General features: G+C 58.8%; 20 protein-coding genes. 2 read left to right on the forward strand and 18 right to left on the reverse strand.

The genetic code is table 11. From position 1 onward, the window contains the following. Positions 1–10: 10 nt before the first annotated feature. The 3 genes from truA to def are packed head-to-tail and all read right to left on the reverse strand — an operon-like array spanning position 11 to position 2,306. Positions 11–811 carry a tRNA pseudouridine(38-40) synthase TruA gene (gene truA / locus T18_RS07365; protein ID WP_038489688.1) on the reverse strand — a complete coding sequence of 267 codons (801 nt, stop codon included), beginning with the start codon at positions 809–811 and terminating at the stop codon, positions 11–13. Continuing rightward, positions 811–1,746 carry a methionyl-tRNA formyltransferase gene (fmt, locus tag T18_RS07370; RefSeq protein WP_038489684.1) on the reverse strand — a complete coding sequence of 312 codons (936 nt, stop codon included), beginning with the start codon at positions 1,744–1,746 and terminating at the stop codon, positions 811–813. Before fmt ends, truA begins: the two co-directional genes overlap by 1 nt. Positions 1,747–1,793: 47 nt before the next feature. Further along, positions 1,794–2,306 carry a peptide deformylase gene (gene def, locus T18_RS07375; protein ID WP_003514812.1) on the reverse strand — a complete coding sequence of 171 codons (513 nt, stop codon included), beginning with the start codon at positions 2,304–2,306 and terminating at the stop codon, positions 1,794–1,796. Positions 2,307–2,454: 148 nt separating this feature from the next. On the opposite strand from def, the gene T18_RS07380 reads away from it, so the two are divergent. Beyond that, on the forward strand, positions 2,455–3,648 hold the full coding sequence (locus T18_RS07380) for a DNA recombination protein RmuC (protein WP_003514811.1): 1,194 nt from the start codon (positions 2,455–2,457) through the stop codon (positions 3,646–3,648). A gap of 53 nt (positions 3,649–3,701) precedes the next feature. Then, complete coding sequence (locus T18_RS07385) at positions 3,702–4,601, forward strand: ribokinase (RefSeq protein ID WP_038489680.1); 900 nt, start codon at positions 3,702–3,704, stop codon at positions 4,599–4,601. Between the two features lie 12 nt (positions 4,602–4,613). On the opposite strand, the gene trmB is transcribed toward T18_RS07385, so the two are convergent. From trmB to trpS, 15 genes are all read right to left on the reverse strand, one after another. Further along, positions 4,614–5,312 carry a tRNA (guanosine(46)-N7)-methyltransferase TrmB gene (trmB, locus tag T18_RS07390; protein WP_003514809.1) on the reverse strand — a complete coding sequence of 233 codons (699 nt, stop codon included), beginning with the start codon at positions 5,310–5,312 and terminating at the stop codon, positions 4,614–4,616. A 173-nt stretch (positions 5,313–5,485) separates the two neighbouring features. Next, positions 5,486–6,748 carry a methionine adenosyltransferase gene (gene metK / locus T18_RS07395; protein ID WP_003514808.1) on the reverse strand — a complete coding sequence of 421 codons (1,263 nt, stop codon included), beginning with the start codon at positions 6,746–6,748 and terminating at the stop codon, positions 5,486–5,488. Between the two features lie 188 nt (positions 6,749–6,936). Beyond that, positions 6,937–7,356 carry a helix-turn-helix domain-containing protein gene (locus tag T18_RS07400; RefSeq protein ID WP_003514807.1) on the reverse strand — a complete coding sequence of 140 codons (420 nt, stop codon included), beginning with the start codon at positions 7,354–7,356 and terminating at the stop codon, positions 6,937–6,939. A gap of 134 nt (positions 7,357–7,490) precedes the next feature. Continuing rightward, positions 7,491–9,080: an apolipoprotein N-acyltransferase gene (gene lnt / locus T18_RS07405; RefSeq protein ID WP_038489677.1), complete on the reverse strand. Its 1,590-nt coding sequence runs from the start codon at positions 9,078–9,080 to the stop codon at positions 7,491–7,493. Positions 9,081–9,279: 199 nt separating this feature from the next. Then, on the reverse strand, positions 9,280–10,425 hold the full coding sequence (locus T18_RS07410) for a hemolysin family protein (protein WP_003514803.1): 1,146 nt from the start codon (positions 10,423–10,425) through the stop codon (positions 9,280–9,282). A 15-nt stretch (positions 10,426–10,440) separates the two neighbouring features. Then, a complete protein-coding gene (ybeY, locus tag T18_RS07415) occupies positions 10,441–10,947 on the reverse strand; it encodes an rRNA maturation RNase YbeY (protein ID WP_038489675.1) in 507 nt (168 codons plus the stop codon). Positions 10,948–10,956: 9 nt separating this feature from the next. Next, entirely contained in the window at positions 10,957–12,012 is a 1,056-nt protein-coding gene (locus T18_RS07420) for a PhoH family protein (protein WP_003514799.1), read from the reverse strand. Between the two features lie 40 nt (positions 12,013–12,052). Then, entirely contained in the window at positions 12,053–13,456 is a 1,404-nt protein-coding gene (gene miaB, locus T18_RS07425) for a tRNA (N6-isopentenyl adenosine(37)-C2)-methylthiotransferase MiaB (protein ID WP_019564423.1), read from the reverse strand. Positions 13,457–13,520: 64 nt separating this feature from the next. Continuing rightward, positions 13,521–14,315 (reverse strand): lysophospholipid acyltransferase family protein, encoded by a 795-nt coding sequence (locus T18_RS07430; RefSeq protein WP_013635372.1) that lies wholly within the window; start codon positions 14,313–14,315, stop codon positions 13,521–13,523. A 30-nt stretch (positions 14,316–14,345) separates the two neighbouring features. After that, the gene (locus T18_RS07435) at positions 14,346–14,774 is read right to left on the reverse strand and encodes a Fur family transcriptional regulator (protein WP_003514787.1); all 429 of its coding nucleotides are present in this window, start codon (positions 14,772–14,774) and stop codon (positions 14,346–14,348) included. Between the two features lie 69 nt (positions 14,775–14,843). Then, entirely contained in the window at positions 14,844–15,338 is a 495-nt protein-coding gene (locus T18_RS07440; RefSeq protein ID WP_003514785.1) for a GNAT family N-acetyltransferase, read from the reverse strand. A 39-nt stretch (positions 15,339–15,377) separates the two neighbouring features. After that, on the reverse strand, positions 15,378–16,046 hold the full coding sequence (gene tsaB / locus T18_RS07445) for a tRNA (adenosine(37)-N6)-threonylcarbamoyltransferase complex dimerization subunit type 1 TsaB (RefSeq protein WP_013635371.1): 669 nt from the start codon (positions 16,044–16,046) through the stop codon (positions 15,378–15,380). A 21-nt stretch (positions 16,047–16,067) separates the two neighbouring features. Continuing rightward, on the reverse strand, positions 16,068–16,631 hold the full coding sequence (locus tag T18_RS07450) for a NifU family protein (protein WP_003514783.1): 564 nt from the start codon (positions 16,629–16,631) through the stop codon (positions 16,068–16,070). 169 nt (positions 16,632–16,800) lie between these two features. Then, complete coding sequence (locus T18_RS07455) at positions 16,801–17,292, reverse strand: universal stress protein (protein ID WP_003514782.1); 492 nt, start codon at positions 17,290–17,292, stop codon at positions 16,801–16,803. 115 nt (positions 17,293–17,407) lie between these two features. Further along, the gene (gene trpS, locus T18_RS07460; RefSeq protein ID WP_003514781.1) at positions 17,408–18,472 is read right to left on the reverse strand and encodes a tryptophan--tRNA ligase; all 1,065 of its coding nucleotides are present in this window, start codon (positions 18,470–18,472) and stop codon (positions 17,408–17,410) included. Between the last annotated feature and the right edge of the window lie 76 nt (positions 18,473–18,548).

The raw sequence follows: 18,548 nt of genomic DNA on the forward strand, positions 1-18,548 counted from the left end.
GAGACGGACTTTAGTCCGTGTCTTCGACCGTCTCGACCTTTGAATAGACCCGCGGCGGAATGACATCGGGATAATCGACCTGCATGAAATAGAGACCATCCGGCGGCGCGACTGGGCCGCAGGCTTTGCGATCCCGTGCTTCCAGTGCCGCGCGCACGTCTTCCGGGGTCATGCTGCCTTCACCGGCCATTTTCAGCGTTCCGGCAAAAGAGCGTATCTGGTTGTGCAGAAAGCTCTGCGCGGTGGCGCGTATCTCGATAAGATCGCCATTGCGCGTCACATCCAGCCGGTCGAGCGTTCTGACCGGGCTGCTCGCCTGACAATGAACCGAGCGGAAAGTGGTAAAATCGTGCCGGCCGACGAGCATCTGTGCAGCTTCATGCATGTGTTCGTGGTCCAGATCTTTCGATACCCACCATGCGCGCCTGTGCTCGAGTGCCAGCCGCGCTTTCCGGCAAATGATGCGGTACAGATAATGGCGGCGAAGCGCGGAGAAGCGCGCGTCGAAATCCTCGGTCACCGCCGTTACGTCGACAACCGAGACGGCCTCTTTCGCCATGGCCAGATGGGCGTTGAGAGCATTGCGAAGCTTATATGGCGCCCAATCGCGGGAAAGATCGACATGAGCTACCTGTCCCACGGCATGCACGCCGGAATCGGTGCGGCCAGCGCCGCGAATAGAAACGGTTTCGCCGGTCAGCGACCGGACGGCAGCTTCAAGCGCGCCCTGAACTGAAGGGCCGTTATCCTGTCTCTGCCAGCCGAAGTAAGGCGTACCGTCATATTCGACGGTCATGCGGAAACGCGGCATCAGCCGAGCCTCGTTCTGGCGGGAACGGGTGTGCCACGAACGAAATCGGCAGCCGACAGCGGCTTGCCACCCGCCTTCTGCAAACGGGTAAGCCGCACCGCGCCACTGCCGCAGGCGATGGTCAGGGCGTCATCGAGCACAGCGCCCGCTTCGCCCATACCGCTCGCCAGTTCCGACGCCAGAACCTTCACGCGCTCGGCCTTACCGCCGATTTCCATTTCCAGCCAGGCGCCGGGAAAAGGCGAAAGGCCGCGGATATGGTTATGGACGTCCTGTGCCGGCCGGGAAAAATTAATCCGGGTCTCGCCCTTGTCGATTTTCGACGCATAAACGACGCCTTCTTCCGGCTGCGCAACGAGAGGAAGATCGTCTGCTTCCAGCTTGTCCATCGCCTGCCGCATCAGCCGCGCGCCTGTCAGCATCAGGCTGTCGTGCAATTCACCTGCCGTGGTATTCTCACCGATCGTGACCTTGGCGGTCAGCGCCACCGGGCCGGTATCCAGCCCCTTTTCCATTTTCATGACCATCATGCCCGTCTCGGCATCGCCAGCCATGATCGCCCGCTGAATGGGAGCAGCGCCGCGCCAGCGCGGCAGCAACGAGGCGTGGCCGTTATAGCAGCCAAGGCGCGTACCGCTCAGGATAGCCTCGGGCAATAGCAGCCCATAGGCAACGACAACAGCGACGTCCGCATCGAATTCCCTGAATTGCTGCCGGTCTTCCTCGGCCTTGAAATTCACCGGCGTCAGCACGGGCAGACCCAGCAGTTCGGCCGCCTGATGCACCGGCGATTTCTGCAGATCGAGGCCACGGCGACCGCCTGGACGCGGCGGCTGCGTATAAACGGCAACGACCTCGTGACCAGCGTCCACCAATGCACGCAGCGTGGGAACGGAAAAATCCGGCGTGCCCATGAAAATGATGCGAAGAGCCATATCGCCCCCTGCCCTCTATGCCGGTCCGTCTACATATTTAAGACGAATCAGACCTTAGCGCGGGCTGCTTTGGTGAATTTCTTGATGACCATTTCTCGCTTCAGGCGCGAAATATGGTCGATGAACAGAATGCCGTTCAGGTGGTCGATCTCATGCTGCAGACACGTCGCCAGAAGTCCGTCCGCATCGACCGTCTGCTGCTTTCCGTCACGATCGACATATCGCACTGTCAGGGATGCGGGACGCTCTACCTCGGCATAATAATCGGGAATGGAGAGACACCCTTCCTCATAGGCCGAGACGTCGTCCGACACTTTGAGGATTTCCGGATTGATGAAGACGACCGGCTTTTTCTCCTCGTCCTCGCGCGAAACGTCGATCACCAGCATGCGGCGCGGCACGCCCACCTGAATGGCGGCAAGGCCGATACCCGGCGCATCATACATGGTTTCAAGCATATCGTCGGCAAGGCGCAACACTTCGGCATCCACCTGTTCGATGGGCCTTGATTGCTGGCGCAGCACGGGATCGGGCAAAATGATAAGCGGTTTGATAGTCATGGCTTCCCATAACGTATCTCTTGCGCGGAGGAAATAAAAAATACGCGGTCGAAATGAGACCTTCGTCCGGTTTTGGCCGACTCAATTCCGCCGCATGAATGTTCTTGTTTTGATCTTACGAATCACTGGAAATCTGGTAGATTTAGCCATGAGCATCGATTTCTCTTTTCTCCTCGATCCCGCCTTGCGGGCCGGCTCCGTCGACATCAGCTTCGGCGGGCTTCTTGCGGCTCTCGTTTTCGGCCTTTCCGCTTTCTGGATGGTCACGAAAAGTCGCGGGAAAAAAGCGGAAGCCGATGGTGAAATTTCCGATCTGTTGAAAACCCAGTCGGAACTGCACGGCCGGATCGCGGCGATGGCCGAGACGCTCGGCACGCGCCAGAGCGAGATGGGCCAGACGATCAACCAGCGCCTCGACGGCATGTCGCAGCGGCTGGGCGAGACGCTGACCGAGCAGACCCGGTCGACACACGAGAATCTAAGCCGCCTGCAGGAGCGGCTTGCGGTTATCGATGCCGCGCAGGGTAATATTCAGGATCTGGCAAAGGACGTGGTCGGGCTTCAGGCGATCCTCTCCAACAAGCAGACGCGCGGCGCTTTCGGGCAGGCGCGCATGGAAGCGCTGATCGCCGATGCGCTTCCCGCCGGGGCCTTCCAGCTTCAGCCCACGCTTTCGAATGGCTACCGACCGGACTGCATCATCAGGATGCCGAACAACGCCCCGTCTCTCGTCATCGACGCCAAGTTTCCGCTGGAGGCGTGGAATGCGCTTAAGGCGGATGAAACGCCCGAGGGCAAACGGGCTGCGACCCAGCAGTTCCGCCGCGATATGGAAGTGCATATTCGCGACGTGGCGGAGAAATATCTGATACGCGGCGAAACGCAGGATACGGCCTTCATCTTCGTGCCGTCGGAATCGATCTTCGCCGATATTCACCAGCATTTCGAATATCTCGTGCAGCGTGCCCATCGCGCCCGTGTCGTCATTGTCTCGCCATCGCTTTTGATGCTGTCGGTGCAGGTTATCCAGTCGGTGCTGAAGGACCAGCGCATGCGCGAGCAGGCGCACCTCATTCAGGGTGAAGTCGCGCTTCTCATGGATGACGTGCGGCGGCTGGACGACCGGACGCGCAAGCTGCAAGCCCATTTCGGGCTGGCGCAGAAAGATGTCGACATGATGCTGATCTCCTCCGACAAGGTGCTGGCGCGTGGCCAGAAGATCGAGGGACTCGATTTTTCGCCGACGGAAAAGGAGACCTCCCATAGCGAAATCGAGCAGGCGCGACGCTTTGCAGAGAACAGGGCAGGAACGGCCAAGTTGCGGGTGGTTGACGACGAGTGATCCCCTCGGGCAAAGTCGCCGCCTTGCTTTGAATTTCATACGGACATGCCCTGATGATTACTGTTTTCGGCTCCATCAACATGGATCTCGTCGCCACCGCCAAACGCCTGCCCAAACCCGGTGAAACCGTGACGGGAGAGACCTTTTCCACGGCGGCTGGCGGAAAGGGAGCCAATCAGGCGCTTGCCGCACGGCGCGCAGGTGCAACGGTCAAAATGGCGGGCGCTACGGGTGATGACACCTTTGCCGCGCCAGCGCTGACATTGCTGCGCGATGCCGGCACCGATCTGTCGCTCGTCAAGACCGCGCCCGGCCCCACGGGAACCGCCGTAATCCTGATCGGTGAAGGCGGGGAGAACATGATCTCGGTCATTCCCGCCGCCAATGGCGAAGTTTCCGCATCCGACGCCGCAAGAGCCGTGGCGGAGATGGCAGCAGGCGATATTCTGATGCTTCAGTTCGAGGTGCCCGCACCCTCAATCGAAGCAGCACTGACGGCCGCGAAGGCTAAACGCATCACCACTATCATCAACACCGCGCCGCTGACCGCGGACGGGCCGCGCCTTGCCAGCCTTGCCGATATCGTCATCGCCAATGAAACCGAGTTCGAACTGCTGATCGGCAAAAACGGACTTTCAGCCTCCGAACGGGAAAATGAACTCAAATCCCTGCATGAGCAGACCGGCCAGACATTGATCGTGACGCTTGGTGCTGATGGCGTGATCGCCATTCGCAACGGCAAGGTCTTCAAGGGGTCCGGTCTCAAGATCGAGCCGGTCGATACTGTTGGTGCTGGCGATACATTCTGCGGTTATCTCGCCGCCAGCCTCGATCAGGGTATGGATTTCGAAAAGGCGCTGAAGCGCGCCGCCGTCGCAGGCTCGCTCGCCTGCACCCGCGCCGGCGCCCAGCCTTCCATTCCGGTTGCTGCCGAAGTGGACGCGAATATCTGACGGTTCGAGCTGTTAAATGCGAATGAAAGTGAGATAGGCCGAGCTGCGGCCTTCTCTTTTCGCCTTGTTCTCATAACGCGTGCCCGGCCAGTTGGCATAGGGGGTGTGCCAGTCCTCGGCACTTGCCGCCGTCCACTCGAAACCGCCGTGGCGGGCGCAATGCTGTAGCGTCCAGTTGACGTAGGTATCGATATCGGAAGCAAAGCAGAACTTGCCACCGGGTTTCAGGACGCGATGGAAACGGGCAAGATTGACGTCGGAAACGAAACGGCGCTTCCAGTGCTTCTTCTTCGGCCAGGGATCGGGATAGAGTAGATCGATGTGATCGATCGACCCATCCGGCAGCCAATCCAGCAATTGCGTCGCGTCATCATCGTAAAGGCGGATATTCATCAACTCGCCTTCACGCACGCTTGCCAGCAGCTTGGCCATGGAATTGACGAAGGGCTCGACGCCGATAAAGCCGGTCTCAGGATTTTCAACCGCGCGGTGGGCAAGGTGCTCGCCGCCGCCGAAACCGATTTCCAGGCGGACCGATTTCACATCCGCCGGAAAGAGAGCGACGAGATTTTTCGGAGGCGCGCTTTCCAGATCGATTTTCAGCAAAGGCAGCAGGTTTTCGATCGTATCGATCTGCTGATTGCGCAGGGGCTTGCCCTTGCGTCTGCCAAAAAACGCTTCCGTTGCGCGCGAACGCCGCTCTTCCGTCATGTCATACTCTCAAGAACAAATAGACTAAACCCGCACAGGGCCACTTGAATGGCACTATGCGGGTTACAAATGGTGCAACCGGTATCTCTCAATCCCCATCGAATGACAAGGCTTAGAACAAGTCCCCGCATTTTCCGAACGTAAAATCGCTACGCAATTTTACTGGAAATGCTTCAAGCGCTCAAAGCTTCCTTGAGCGGCTTCACCAGATCGAGCTTCTCCCAGGAGAAGGAACCGTCACGGCCCGCCTTGCGACCGAAATGGCCGTAGGAGGACGTCTTGGCATAGATCGGCTTGTTGAGATCGAGATGACGGCGAATGCCCGACGGCGACAGATCCATGACCTTGCGGATGGCGCCTTCGACCTGATCTTCGCTGACCTTGCCGGTACCGTGCAGATCGACATAAATCGACAAAGGCTGGGCGATGCCGATCGCGTAGGAAATCTGAATGGTGCAGCGCTCGGCCAGACCGGCAGCCACCACGTTCTTGGCCAGATAGCGGGCAGCATAGGCCGCGGAACGGTCGACCTTGGTCGTGTCCTTGCCGGAGAATGCACCGCCGCCATGGGGGGCAGCACCGCCATAGGTGTCCACGATGATTTTGCGGCCGGTCAGACCCGCATCGCCATCGGGACCACCGATGACGAATTTGCCCGTCGGGTTAATATACCACTGGCAATCATCGGCGATCTTCAGGTCACCCAGCGCTTCGCGGATATAAGGTTCGACAACTTCGCGAACCTTCTTCGAATCCCAGCTGGCATCGAGATGCTGCGTGGACAAAACGATGGAAACGGCTTCCGAAGCCTTGCCGTCGACGTAACGAACCGTCACTTGGCTCTTGGCGTCGGGACCGAGTTTCGCAGCTTCGCCTTCGCCGCTTTTACGGGCGGTCGCGAGCAGCTGCAGAATACGGTGGGAATAATAGATCGGAGCCGGCATCAGGTCCGGCGTTTCCTTGCAGGCGTAACCGAACATGATGCCCTGGTCGCCAGCACCCTCGTCGCCCTGCTTGTCGGAGGCGTTGTCCACGCCCTGCGCGATATCCGCCGACTGCGGATGCAGGAGGACGTCGATCTTCGCCGTCTTCCAGTGGAAACCATCCTGCTCGTAGCCGATGTCGCGGATCGCCTTGCGGGCAGCCGACTTGAACTTCGAGGGATTGATGACCGGGTGGCCGGCAGCATCCTTGAGAACCTTGCCGTCCTTGTCCTTTTTCAGCAGGGTATCGGGAACCCGAACCTCACCGGCGATAATGACGCGGTTCGTCGTCGCAAGCGTTTCGCATGCGATGCGCACGGTCCAGGGGTCGACACCCGTCTTGGATGCCTCACGATAGATGAGATCCACGATTTCATCGGAAATACGATCACAAACCTTGTCCGGATGACCTTCGGCCACGGACTCGCTGGTGAACAGGTAATTGGCACGCATGCGGGATTCCCCTCAAAGAACGGTCTTCGAGTTTGTTAGTCATTTCGGCCATGAAAGACAAGGACACAACCACATAAATATATCTTTATGTGAGAATTCCTTTCTAATTGGGCACAAAAAAACGGCCCTTGCGGACCGTTGAGTGTCCAGCGCCGTACGCTGGAAAATAAAGCAGTCGCCTGCGAGTGCTACTCGGCATCCCCTTCGGCTGCGAGCGACTTGACGAGATCAACGAGGCGGCGGCGAACCTTCGGGTCGGCGATCTTCACGAAAGCGCGGTTCAGTTGCAAGCCTTCGGCAGACGACAGGAAATCCACCACGTAATTGGAACTCGATGCTTCTGCCATGCCCGTCGTGCCGACGGCCTGATCACCCGGCGCGTCCTCGAAGAAGAAGGAAACCGGCACATTCAGGATCGCGGAAATATTCTGCAGGCGGCTGGCGCCCACGCGGTTCGTGCCCTTTTCATACTTCTGAATTTGCTGAAAGGTAATTCCGAGGCTTTCACCCAGCTTTTCCTGGCTCATGCCCAGCATGGTTCTGCGAAGACGAATTCGGCTTCCGACATGAATGTCGATGGGGTTAGGCTTTTTCTTATTTTCGGTCATCATGCGGTCCTGACACTCGGAAAGGGTTGATATCTCGTTTCATTGCTTATTCGAAGAAATGAGCTGGTATTTCGACAGCGTCTAAACTTGTTTTACGACTGACGTATTCACTATGCAATTGTAGGGGTTCCCGGTCAATTCTGGCGCCGGGCAAAACGCCAGGCAGAAAATACCGAAACGGTCAGCATGATAGAAAAAATCAACCAGAAATACGTCCGATGTATGTCGTAAGTAACAGCGTCATTTGACCCACCACTCAAGGTGGCGTCAACAATTCCGACCCGGCCGTAATCCAACCCGGCAATAATACGACCATAGGGATCTATAACGGCGGAAATTCCGGTATTAGCGCCGCGAATCACCGGCACTCCCGTTTCAACGGCCCGTACTCTTGCCTGCAGAAAATGCTGATAAGGGCCGGGTGTATCGCCGAACCAGCCATCATTCGTGACGTTCAGGATCGCTGCGGCGCCCGCCAGACCAGGGGTCATCTCTTCGGGAAAAATGATCTCGTAGCAGATCAGGGGATAGAGGGTTTTACCGGAAGGAAGCGTCAAAGGCGTGCGCGAAGACGCGGCTGAAAAGCCGCCCGGCAGGCTGATGACATTATTGATGCCGAATCCCCGTAGAATATCTTCGAAAGGGACATATTCTCCAAAGGGTGTCAGATGGACCTTGTCGGTCGCGCCGATGATCTCGCCCTGACTGTCAATCGCATAGACCGAATTGTAGTAACGCGGAGGCCGGCCGGCACCGGCATCTTCCATTCTGACCGCACCGGTAAACAGGACCTGCCCGTCTTCAAGCGTCTTGGCGATTTCCGCCAGAGCGTCCGGATTTTGCGTCAGGATGAAAGGCACGGAGGTCTCCGGCCAAACGATGATATCTGGGCGTTTTTTTCCTTCGCCGGGCGGCAGGCCCGTCAAGCGCAGATGCTCGCTGAAAATCTCGGCCCTGTCTGCATTCAGCATCTTGCGGGACTGGTCGATCGACGGCTGCACGATCCTCACGGTCAGCGCGTCCGCAGGTGTCTCCAACGGTGTCTGAAGGCGGTAAAAGCCATAACCAAAATGGCCAGCCAGCAGCAAACTCGCCACAATGAGACCCGGCCACATGCCTTTTTTCGTGCCGATCAAGGCAGGCGAGGCGAAGATGAAGACGGCAAGCGTGGTGACACCAAAAAGACCGAGCAGATGCGCCGACTGCATCATGATCGGCACAGGCATGATGCCATAACCGATGGCGTTCCAGGGAAAGCCAGTTGCTATGAAGCTGCGGAGCCATTCCAAAAGGCCGAATGCGGCCGCAAGTGCGGCGATACGGCCGAGACCGTCCGACCAGACGATATTGGCGGCTGCGACCGCAAAACCGTAAAACACGGCGAGAACAGCCGGAAGGCCGAGGATGGCGAGCGGTAGCGCCCAGGCGAACTCGTCAGCTTCCAGCAGGAGCGCATTGCCCAGCCACCACAGGCCCGCCACGAAATAACCAAGGCCGAAACACCAACCGATGCCGAAAGCGGGCATGATGCGGCTGAAGATGCCGCCGCCCGGCTTGCCGGTGCAGCCATCGACCAACCAGACAAGCAGGGTGAAAGACAAAAAAAGCGCTGCGAAAAAGCCAACCGGAGGCAAGGCCAGCGCTCCAACCGCGCCTGCGGCAATCGCCATCACTGCGCGGCTTTTGCCGCCGGCCAGCATTACCCTGCCTGCAAGACGCTCCATGCCATCTCCGTTTAATGCCCACCCGGAAAAGCCCAACCCCGGCATGGCCGCGCAAAGGAATTTCCCTTTAGACTCGACGTAAAGGAAAAAAGATTCGCAGTCCACAGAAGGCATGGTCGCCGGAGCACCGTGCGTCCTTTTGGACTCTTGATGACGCGTTCAAGGAGCGGCGGCGACGGGGAGCATCCCGTCGCCCACCTCAGTCAGCGTTTTGCTGGTGGGTGATGAGGCGAACATCCGGCGCGGGCAGCGGAATAACCTCATCCGCATCGGCATCGCCCGGCGCGCGGTCATCCTGCCCTTCCGAGCCATGATCGCGGACGATACGGACACCCTTGATACGCCTTGTATCCGCATCGAGGATCTGGAACTCGAAACCAGGTACGGCCCTGACCACTTCACCCTTGGCCGGAATGCGGCCGAGTGCGAAGAATATCAGGCCGCCGAGCGTATCGATTTCTTCAAGATGCTCGCGGACATCGAATTCCGGTCCGATTGCCTCGGCAAGTTCTGTAAGCTCTGCGCGGGCATCCGCCACCAGCACGTCGGCGGATAGACGCGAAAACATCGTCTCGTCCTTGTCGTGCTCGTCATCAATGTCACCCACGACCATCTCGACGATGTCCTCATGGCTGACGAGACCGTCCGTGCCACCATATTCGTCGATCACCAGGGCAAGCTGTGTTCTCTGTGCCTGCATGGTCTTCAAAAGATCGGAGGCCAGCATGGAGGGGGGTGCAAAAAGAATTTTACGCACCAGCCCGGCATCGGCGACCGTCTGTTCCAGATCCACCCGAGCCAGGTCAAAATTCGGTCGCGGCGAGCGCGGAGCCTTCGCCTCGCCATAGGCAACGCCACGCGATCCCACCCGGCGCTTGTTGCGCGCCTGCTTGGCGACATAGGCCAGCAGATCGCGAATGTGGATCATGCCCTTCGGATTATCCAGCGTCTCATCGTAGACCGGCATGCGGGAGCGCCCGGTTTCCTCAAAGAGGATCAAAGCTTCGCCGATGGTCATATTCTGGTCGAGACCGTCGATATCCACGCGTGGGATCATGATATCTTCGACCCGAACCTCCCGGAAACGCAGGATATTGTTCAGCATCGCCCGCTCTTCAGGCGAAAAGGCGGCACCGATTTCGGTGTCGTCCATCAGCGCGTCGGTCAAATCCTCGCGCAGGCGCTCGCCCTGTGACGGCTTCAGCAACCGTCCAATGCGCGACCAGATCGTCGATCTCGGCTTTGCATTGGAGTCGTTCCGTAAATGACTACTGCCCTCCTCCGAGGAGGACTGCTCGCCGTTTTCTCTGCCCTCATTGGCAGGTCGTGCAGAATGTTCGTTCATGGCTCCAGACAATATTCAAAGCGGTTCCTGTCCCGCGTAAGGATCAGATAGGCCAAGCACCGCCAAAATGCGAGTCTCAAGCGACTCCATTTCTTCCGCCTCCTCCTCATCCATGTGGTCATAACCGAACAGGTGCAGGAACCCATGAACAAGAAGATGGGTCAGATGATCCTCGAAACTCTTCTCAAGTTCAAGAGCCTCGCGTTCAACCGTCTCGCGCGCGATGACGATATCGCCCAGCATCGGGCCGGGCATGCCGCTCGGCTCCAGCGGAAAAGCGGGGAAAGACAAGACATTGGTTGCCTTGTCCTTGTCGCGCCATTCAGCATTGATTTCCCGGATATTTTCATCGTCGGTAAAGACCAGCGACAGTTCCACCGGCATTTTCGGGAAGGGTTGTTTCTCTTCCCGCTTCAAAAAATCAACCGCTGCATCCAGCGCCTTGGTGGCGAAGGCAAGAAGGTCCTCTTCCGAGGACCAGCCTTCGGCCTCGACGCTGATTTGAATATCCAGAGCTGTCATTGTCTTGCGTCAGTTGCCCTTCACGAGGCTTTCATCCGGCACCGCCGTGTGGGATTCGTACGCCCGCACGATGCGCGCCACCATCGGATGGCGCACGACGTCCACATCCTTGAAGCGCACGACGGATACACCTTCCACATCGGTGAGGATTTGCAGGGCCTCGACAAGGCCCGACTTCACGCCGCGCGGAAGGTCCACCTGGCTTGGGTCGCCGGTCACGATCATGCGGCCTTTCTCACCAAGACGGGTAAGGAACATTTTCATCTGCATGGTCGTGGTGTTCTGGGCTTCGTCCAGAATGACGGCGGCGTTGGCAAGCGTGCGTCCGCGCATGAAGGCCAGCGGCGCAATTTCGATGACGCCCGCCTGAATGGCGCGCTCCACCTTGTCACCCGGCATCATGTCGTAAAGCGCGTCGTAAAGCGGGCGCAGATAAGGATCGACCTTCTCCTTCATGTCGCCCGGCAGGAAGCCAAGGCGTTCGCCCGCCTCTACTGCGGGACGCGAGAGGATGATGCGGTCGACCGCACCGCGCTCCAGAAGTTGTGCTGCATGCGCCACGGCAAGATAGGTCTTGCCGGTGCCGGCGGGGCCGACGCCGAAAACCAGTTCGGATTGCTCCAGCGCCCGCATGTAGACATCCTGGGTGGGCGTTCGGGCAGCGACGGTCTTCTTGCGCGTGGAAATCTGCGCCATGGAGATCTTCGCCTTGCGCTCCATCGTCGGCAAGGTCAGCTGGTCATCTGCCGCCATCGCCATGCGGATCGCGCCTTCCACGTCGGAAACCTCAGCGGTTCCGCCCTTGAGCAGACGCTCGTAAAGGAAATCCAGCGCCCGGCGAGCCTGATTGGTGGCAACGACATCGCCGGTGATGGCAACGGAATTGCCGCGCGGGCGCGCATCGATGTTGAGGCGTTGTTCCAGCAATTTGAGGTTCTGATCGAACTGACCGAATAGCTCTCCCGCTATCCTGTTATTCTCGAACGTGAGGACGAAGTGATTGGCGTCGGTCGCGGCTTGGCGTGGCTGGCGCGATGAAGGTGATACCAATTCATGTGCGTTCAAGCGGTCAGGCTCCTGTCCCAATCAGTGTCGGCTCCTCACTCTAACTCTCTGCCACCTCGGCAAACAAGCTGTTTGGACCCGTTGCGGTGATTCGTACATTAACAATGTCACCGATTTTCAAAGTCTTTGCATCAAGATTCACAGATTGCAGCCAGGGAGAGCGACCTATCAACTGTTCAGGCATGCGGCCGGGCTTTTCCAGCAACACATCCATCGTCTTTCCGACCAGCGATTCCGCAAATTCCTTCTGCTGCCGCAAGAGCAGCGCCTGCAATCGTTCCAGCCGCTCGGCCTTCACCTCTTCCGCAACCTGATCCGTCAGATCGGCGCCCGGCGTTCCGGGGCGTGTGGAATATTTGAATGAAAAGGCCTGCGCATATTTCACCTGTTCGATGATCGCCATCGTGTCTTCGAAATCACGATCCGTCTCGCCGGGGAAGCCAACAATAAAATCCCCGGACATGGCGATATCAGGGCGGGCGGCCCGGATTTTTTCAATGAGCTGGATATATTCCTCACCTGTGTGGCGACGATTCATCGCCTTCAGAATGCGATCCGACCCGGACTGAACAGGCAGATGCAGATAGGGCATCAGAATGCGCAGGTCGCGATGTGCGCCAATCAAGCGGTCATCCATGTCGCGCGGATGGCTGGTGGTATAGCGAAGGCGTGCAAGACCGGGAATTTCCGCCAGCCGGTAAAGAAGCTCGGCAAGTCCCCATTTTTCGCCTTTCGGGCCTTCGCCCTGCCAGGCATTGACGTTCTGGCCGAGCAGCGTGATTTCGCGCACACCGGCATCCACCAGTTTCATCGCCTCATCGACGATCTGGCGCACGGGACGCGAAACTTCCGAACCACGCGTATAGGGTACAACACAGAAGGTGCAGAACTTGTCGCAGCCTTCCTGCACCGTCAAAAATGCCGTGACGCCGCGTGTACGCAGTGTTGCCTTTTCGGCCACCGGCAGATGTTCGAACTTGTCCTCAACGGCATATTCGGTCTCGATGACGCGCTCGCCACCGCGCACCCGCTTCAGGGCGTCCGGCAGGCGATGATAGGTCTGTGGACCGATGACGACGTCGACGGCTGGCGCACGGCGAAGGATTTCCTCGCCTTCCGCCTGTGCCACACATCCGGCAACGCCGATCACGAATTCGCGGCCCTGTTCTTCGCGCGATTTTTTCATGTCGCGCAGGCGGCCGAGCGCCGAATAGACCTTTTCAGCGGCCTTCTCGCGGATGTGACAGGTGTTAAGAAGCACCAGATCCGCCTCGCCCATATCCTCCGTCTGAACGTAACCGTCCTTCGCCAGCGCATCGCTCATGCGGACGGAATCGTAGACGTTCATCTGACAGCCATAGGTCTTGATGAAGACCTTCCTGCTGTTAGAGCCCTCGCGGGCAATCATTTCGGGGGCATCGAGGCCAAGCGTTTCCTGGGTCATGGCGGTTATCTAGTGTTTTTCACGCCCGGATTAAACAGAAAAATACCGGAAAAGCTGGAATGCTCTATTTCCGCCAGCCACCACGCAGGCTGAAAGCCAACATGGAACGGATAGAAGCGGCGATATCGGTCGCCAGACGCTTGCGGTTATCCGTGCTGTGAAACGGAACGCTGTCGCCGAATGTAACGTCAACGTCGATGGCACCTGCCCTGATGATACCGAGCAGATGCGGCACCAGAGTTATGCTGCCCGGCCAGGCCGCAATGACCCGGTGGTAACGTCCCATGGCCATGCCCTGCACCCGCGTATAGGCGATTGCAACCGGCTGCACATAGACGAGCTTGCCCGGAACCTGCTCGGCAGCCGTGGAGGCTGCGCCGAACAGCGAGGATTTGACGGCAAGCATGCGGTTGCCGTCAGAGGTGGTGCCTTCCGGGAACAACACGACGATCTCGCCATCGGCCATGCGGGCGGCGATCTCGTCGACCTGCGCACCGGTGCTGCGCTTCTGCTCGCGCTGGACGAAGATGCTTTTCTGCAGACGGGCGAGCCAGCCGAAGACGGGCCAGTCACGCACTTCCGTCTTGGCGATGAACACCACGTCGGCAATACTGCCGAGAACGAGAATGTCCTTCCACGAGGCGTGGTTGACCGCCAGCATCAGCGGTTTTGCCCGCTCCACATCTCCATGGACATGCACGCGGATGCCGAGGACATGGCAGGCGATGCGGTGCCAGATGCGGGGAATGCGGCGACGCAGCCGCCAGTCGAAGGCAAGGCCCAACAGTTGCAGCGGCAGCAATATAAGCGTGACGATCAGGAGAACGACCGCAATATAGGCTGTCCGGAGCCACATCATGATTGAACCGTGCGCTTGCTCACCACCGTCTCAATGTTCGCCGGGCTTCAACGGTACACCGTAGAGTTCGAGCCGGTGATCAACGAGCTTGAAGCCATGCTCCCTGGCGATCTTTTCCTGAAGCGCCTCGATCTCGGGTGAATGAAACTCGATGACCACACTGTTCTTCAGATCGATCAGATGATCGTGATGTTCCTCAGGCACGGTCTCGTAACGCGAGCGGCCATCGCGAAAATCATGACGCTCGATGATGCCGGCGTCCTCGAACAGCTTCACCGTTCTGTAAACGGTGGAAATCGAGATGCGCGGATCCACGGCGGAGGAACGGCGGTAAAGCTCCTCGACATCCGGATGGTCTGCCGATTCCTGCAGCACGCGGGCGATGACACGGCGCTGGTCCGTCATCCGCATGCCGCGTTCGGCACAAAGTTCCTCCAGCGTTTTCGAAAGGTCTATCACGTCTTCTGGCCTTTTGAGTATTCCGGTTGAATTTCGGGGCTGTCGCCGAAAAATGCCTGTCGCAGGGAACTAGCGAAGATCGCGGCGCATGACAAGCGCCGTCGACTTCGCGCCATCCTTGGCGGTGTAATAGGCCTTGCGCTCAGCGACCGTTTTGAAGCCGAGCTTTTTATAAAGTCCCAGGGCGGAGGCATTGTTGCTGTCCACTTCCAGGAACATCGTTTCGGCACCGCGCATCATCGCCTCACGGACGGCCGATTGCATCAGGCGCCAGCCGAGGCCGGTGCGCGCGAACTTGTCGGCCACCGCAACGGTCAGGATTTCCGCCTCGCCGGCCACTTCGCGCGCAAGCACGAAACCACCGAGCGGTTTGCTGAAAAATGCGTTCGTCTGCCGCGCGACGGCACCGAAAACCGAGCCTTGCGTCAACAGCCCGGAAAACTCCCCGTCATTCCAGGGGCGCGGAAAGCGCAGCGCATGCAATTCCGCCACTCCGGCGCAATCCTCATGCTGCATCGGCACGATCTCGAAATAGGGCTTCCAGCTTAGATATTCGTCAAACATAACAAGGAATCATCCGCACGCATTTACGGGTGCCACCTATCAGGCAACGCTCTGGCGTGCCAGCGCAAAACCCGTCTGCGGCCGGGCATCCGGGCCGCGAAGGTAAAGCGGTGCGGGTTTCGGCATGCCTTTCGGCTTGCGTCCACCCGCCCGCGCGACAGTGGAAATCGGAAAATGATCGGGCCCTGACCCCGTGTCGAAACCCTGAAAAAGGGGTGCGGCGGAACCGATAATGGCGCCATCGAAACCGGAGAGAGCCGTTTTGGCATCCTCCAGAGACAAAAGCGCGGCCTCGAGGAGCGGCGATCCATCCTCTGCAAATGTCTGGAGGTAGGCTTCGCCCCGTTTGGCGTCGAGCCCGACAGCCACTGGCCGGCCGGGATTTTCCAGCAGATGATGCAAGGCGATCGTCTCAAGCGTGGTTACGCCGACTGCCTCTATGCCGAGCGACAGGGCAAAACCACGCGCGGCGGCAACGCCGACGCGAATGCCGGTAAAGGAACCCGGTCCGATCGTTACCGCGATGCGCCCGACTTTCTGAAGCGGTAGCTGCGCCTGCTGCAGGGCACCATCAATCACAGCCATCAGCCGCTCGGCATGACCTTTTCCGATGGTTTCGCATACCTCGCCAAGCACCGTGTCGGAGGCGCTGTCATAGACGCAGGCGGAACAGTCCACACCTGAGGTATCGAGTGCGAGAACAATCATGGCGCGGCCTGGCTTACAACGTCATACAGCTTCGACTTCTCGCACTTCCGGCACGAAATGGCGAAGCAGGTTCTGGACGCCGTGCTTCAGCGTGGCGGTGGAGGACGGGCAACCGGAGCAGGCGCCCTTCATGTTCAGGAACACGGTGCCGTCGCGGAAACCACGGAAAGTGATATCGCCACCATCCTGCGCCACGGCGGGGCGGACGCGGGTATCCAGCAGTTCCTTGATGGTGGCGACGATGGTTTCGTCACCCGCTTCAAAGAACTCGCCTTCCTCATCCGACACTTCAGCCGCAATGGCAGTGCCCATGATGGGGCGGCCAGACATGAAATGCTCCATGATCGAACCAAGAATGGCGGGCTTCAGATGCTGCCATTCGGCGTCATCCTTGGTGACGGTGATGAAATCGAAGCCGAAATAAACGCCGGTGACACCCGGAATGGTGAAGAGGCGCTCTGCCAGCGGCGAGGCCTGCGCCTGCGCGGGGTTGAGAAACTCAGCCGTGCCGCTTTCCAGCACCACCTTGCCCGGCAGGAACTTGAGGGTCGCGGGGTTCGGCGTGGCTTCCGTCTGAATGAACATTATCTGTCTCCTTCGAGGTCGCCGTTCACGCCCCGCAATTTAGAATTCTTCCAAAAAATACGCCTGGCGAAGCCTTACTTCAAGCCCTGACATGATAATTACATTCAAGAAATCGTCAGCCCCAAATTCTTGCCCGAATCCGTTCCTGCCTTTCGGGGTCGAACAAAGGTCAGCAAAGGGCGTCGATTTCCTCATCCGTCAGCGTATCCGGTAGCACGGTGACGGGGATGGGGAAGGCCGCACCGCGTCCTGAGATGGAGGAGACGAGCGGTCCCGGCCCTTCCTTCGTCGATCCTGCCGCCAAAACTAGAATGGCAATATCGCGATCTTCCTCGATGAGCCCGTGGATCTGTTCGGTTGCGCCGCCTTCACGGATCACCGCTTCCGGCTCGATGCCGATGGTCTCACGGACCTTCTGGGCGATCTTTGCAAGCGTTGCTTCCGCCTCCTCTCGCGCCTCGGCCCGCATGATCTGCTCGACGCCCAGCCACTGCTGGAAATCGCCTTCCGGTATCATGTAAAGCAGAACCAGTCCGCCATTGGAGTTCTTGGCGCGACGACCGGCATAATGCACGGCCCTTTCGCATTCCGGTGTGTCATCGATAACAGCGAGAAATTTGCGACGATGCCCTTCCAGACGCGACAGCCGTTTTGAAACCATTCCGCACTCCCTGTGTCCGCCGCGATCCGAAAAACCGCCCGACGGTTCGGGCGGAGATTATATCAAATCACGGCAGGCGCAAACCGCCTGCCGTGATCCGCAAGGCGATACGTGGTCAGCGCAGGAACCCGATGATGTCGCGCACCTCGTTCATCGTGTTTTCGGCGATCGCGCGCGCGCGCTCACCACCCTGTTTGAGGATGGCATCGATGTGAGTGGGATCGTCGAGAAGGCGGCGCATCTCGTTGTTGACTGGAGCCAGCACATTGACGGCAAGCTCGACGAGAGCCGGCTTGAAGGCCGAGAACTGCTGTCCGCCGAACTCTAAAAGAACCTCCGCTTTCGTCTTGTCAGACAGTGCCGCATAGATACCAACGAGGTTTTCGGCCTCCGGGCGGCCCTTCAGGCCTTCCACTTCGCTCGGCAGTGCATCCGGGTCCGTCTTCGCCTTCTTGATCTTTCTCGAAATGGCGTCGACATCGTCCATGAGGTTGATGCGCGACAGATCCGACGGATCGGACTTCGACATCTTCTTGGTGCCGTCCTTCAACGACATCACCCGCGGTGCCGGACCGCCGATCAGCGGCTCCACCATCGGGAAATAGGCATGCACCGGCTCATTGCCCACGGTGATGTCGAGCCCGAGACCGGCGTTGCGGATATGGTCACCGAAATCGATGTTGAATTTCTGGGCGATGTCTCGGGCCAGTTCCAGATGCTGCTTCTGGTCGTCGCCGACAGGAACGTGGGTCGCGCGGTAGACGAGAATGTCCGCAGCCATCAGGCTCGGATAAGCAAGCAGCCCAAGCGATACCTGCTCGGCATTCTTGCCGGACTTGTCCTTGAACTGCGTCATGCGCTCCATCCAGCCGATACGCGCCACGCAATTGAAGATCCAGGCGAGTTCAGCGTGCTGCGGCACAGCCGACTGGTTGAAGACGATATGCTTCACCGGATCGATGCCTGCGGCAATGAAGGCGGCAGCGATCGAGCGGGTCTGCGCCTTCAGGTCCGAATGAACGAGCTGGGCGGTGATGGCGTGCATGTCGACGACGCAATAGATGCAGTCGTTATCTTCCTGCAACGCCACGAATTTGCGGATGGCCCCGAGATAATTGCCGAGATGCAGATTGCCGGTCGGCTGGACGCCCGAGAAAACCAGCGGCTTGAATGCGTTCATTGTCGTCCTCGAAAAGGCTTGTGGAGGGCCCCGCCCCGTGGTTGGAATTGCACGCGCGCTTATGCACCTACAGCCC

The sequence above is a fragment of the Rhizobium sp. TBD182 genome (assembly GCF_001950375.1).
In the GTDB taxonomy this organism is placed as follows: Bacteria; Pseudomonadota; Alphaproteobacteria; order Rhizobiales; family Rhizobiaceae; genus Agrobacterium; species Agrobacterium tumefaciens.

Excerpts from the sequence above, each read along its gene's own strand:
- truA (WP_038489688.1), bottom strand. The coding sequence starts at position 811 with ATGCCGCGTTTCCGCATGACCGTCGAATATGACGGTACGCCTTACTTC.
- fmt (WP_038489684.1), bottom strand. The coding sequence starts at position 1,746 with ATGGCTCTTCGCATCATTTTCATGGGCACGCCGGATTTTTCCGTTCCC.
- def (WP_003514812.1), bottom strand. The coding sequence starts at position 2,306 with ATGACTATCAAACCGCTTATCATTTTGCCCGATCCCGTGCTGCGCCAG.
- T18_RS07380 (WP_003514811.1), top strand. The coding sequence starts at position 2,455 with ATGAGCATCGATTTCTCTTTTCTCCTCGATCCCGCCTTGCGGGCCGGC.
- T18_RS07385 (WP_038489680.1), top strand. The coding sequence starts at position 3,702 with ATGATTACTGTTTTCGGCTCCATCAACATGGATCTCGTCGCCACCGCC.
- trmB (WP_003514809.1), bottom strand. The coding sequence starts at position 5,312 with ATGACGGAAGAGCGGCGTTCGCGCGCAACGGAAGCGTTTTTTGGCAGA.
- metK (WP_003514808.1), bottom strand. The coding sequence starts at position 6,748 with ATGCGTGCCAATTACCTGTTCACCAGCGAGTCCGTGGCCGAAGGTCAT.
- T18_RS07400 (WP_003514807.1), bottom strand. The coding sequence starts at position 7,356 with ATGACCGAAAATAAGAAAAAGCCTAACCCCATCGACATTCATGTCGGA.
- lnt (WP_038489677.1), bottom strand. The coding sequence starts at position 9,080 with ATGGAGCGTCTTGCAGGCAGGGTAATGCTGGCCGGCGGCAAAAGCCGC.
- T18_RS07410 (WP_003514803.1), bottom strand. The coding sequence starts at position 10,425 with ATGAACGAACATTCTGCACGACCTGCCAATGAGGGCAGAGAAAACGGC.
- ybeY (WP_038489675.1), bottom strand. The coding sequence starts at position 10,947 with ATGACAGCTCTGGATATTCAAATCAGCGTCGAGGCCGAAGGCTGGTCC.
- miaB (WP_019564423.1), bottom strand. The coding sequence starts at position 13,456 with ATGACCCAGGAAACGCTTGGCCTCGATGCCCCCGAAATGATTGCCCGC.
- T18_RS07430 (WP_013635372.1), bottom strand. The coding sequence starts at position 14,315 with ATGATGTGGCTCCGGACAGCCTATATTGCGGTCGTTCTCCTGATCGTC.
- T18_RS07440 (WP_003514785.1), bottom strand. The coding sequence starts at position 15,338 with ATGTTTGACGAATATCTAAGCTGGAAGCCCTATTTCGAGATCGTGCCG.
- tsaB (WP_013635371.1), bottom strand. The coding sequence starts at position 16,046 with ATGATTGTTCTCGCACTCGATACCTCAGGTGTGGACTGTTCCGCCTGC.
- T18_RS07450 (WP_003514783.1), bottom strand. The coding sequence starts at position 16,631 with ATGTTCATTCAGACGGAAGCCACGCCGAACCCCGCGACCCTCAAGTTC.
- T18_RS07455 (WP_003514782.1), bottom strand. The coding sequence starts at position 17,292 with ATGGTTTCAAAACGGCTGTCGCGTCTGGAAGGGCATCGTCGCAAATTT.
- trpS (WP_003514781.1), bottom strand. The coding sequence starts at position 18,472 with ATGAACGCATTCAAGCCGCTGGTTTTCTCGGGCGTCCAGCCGACCGGC.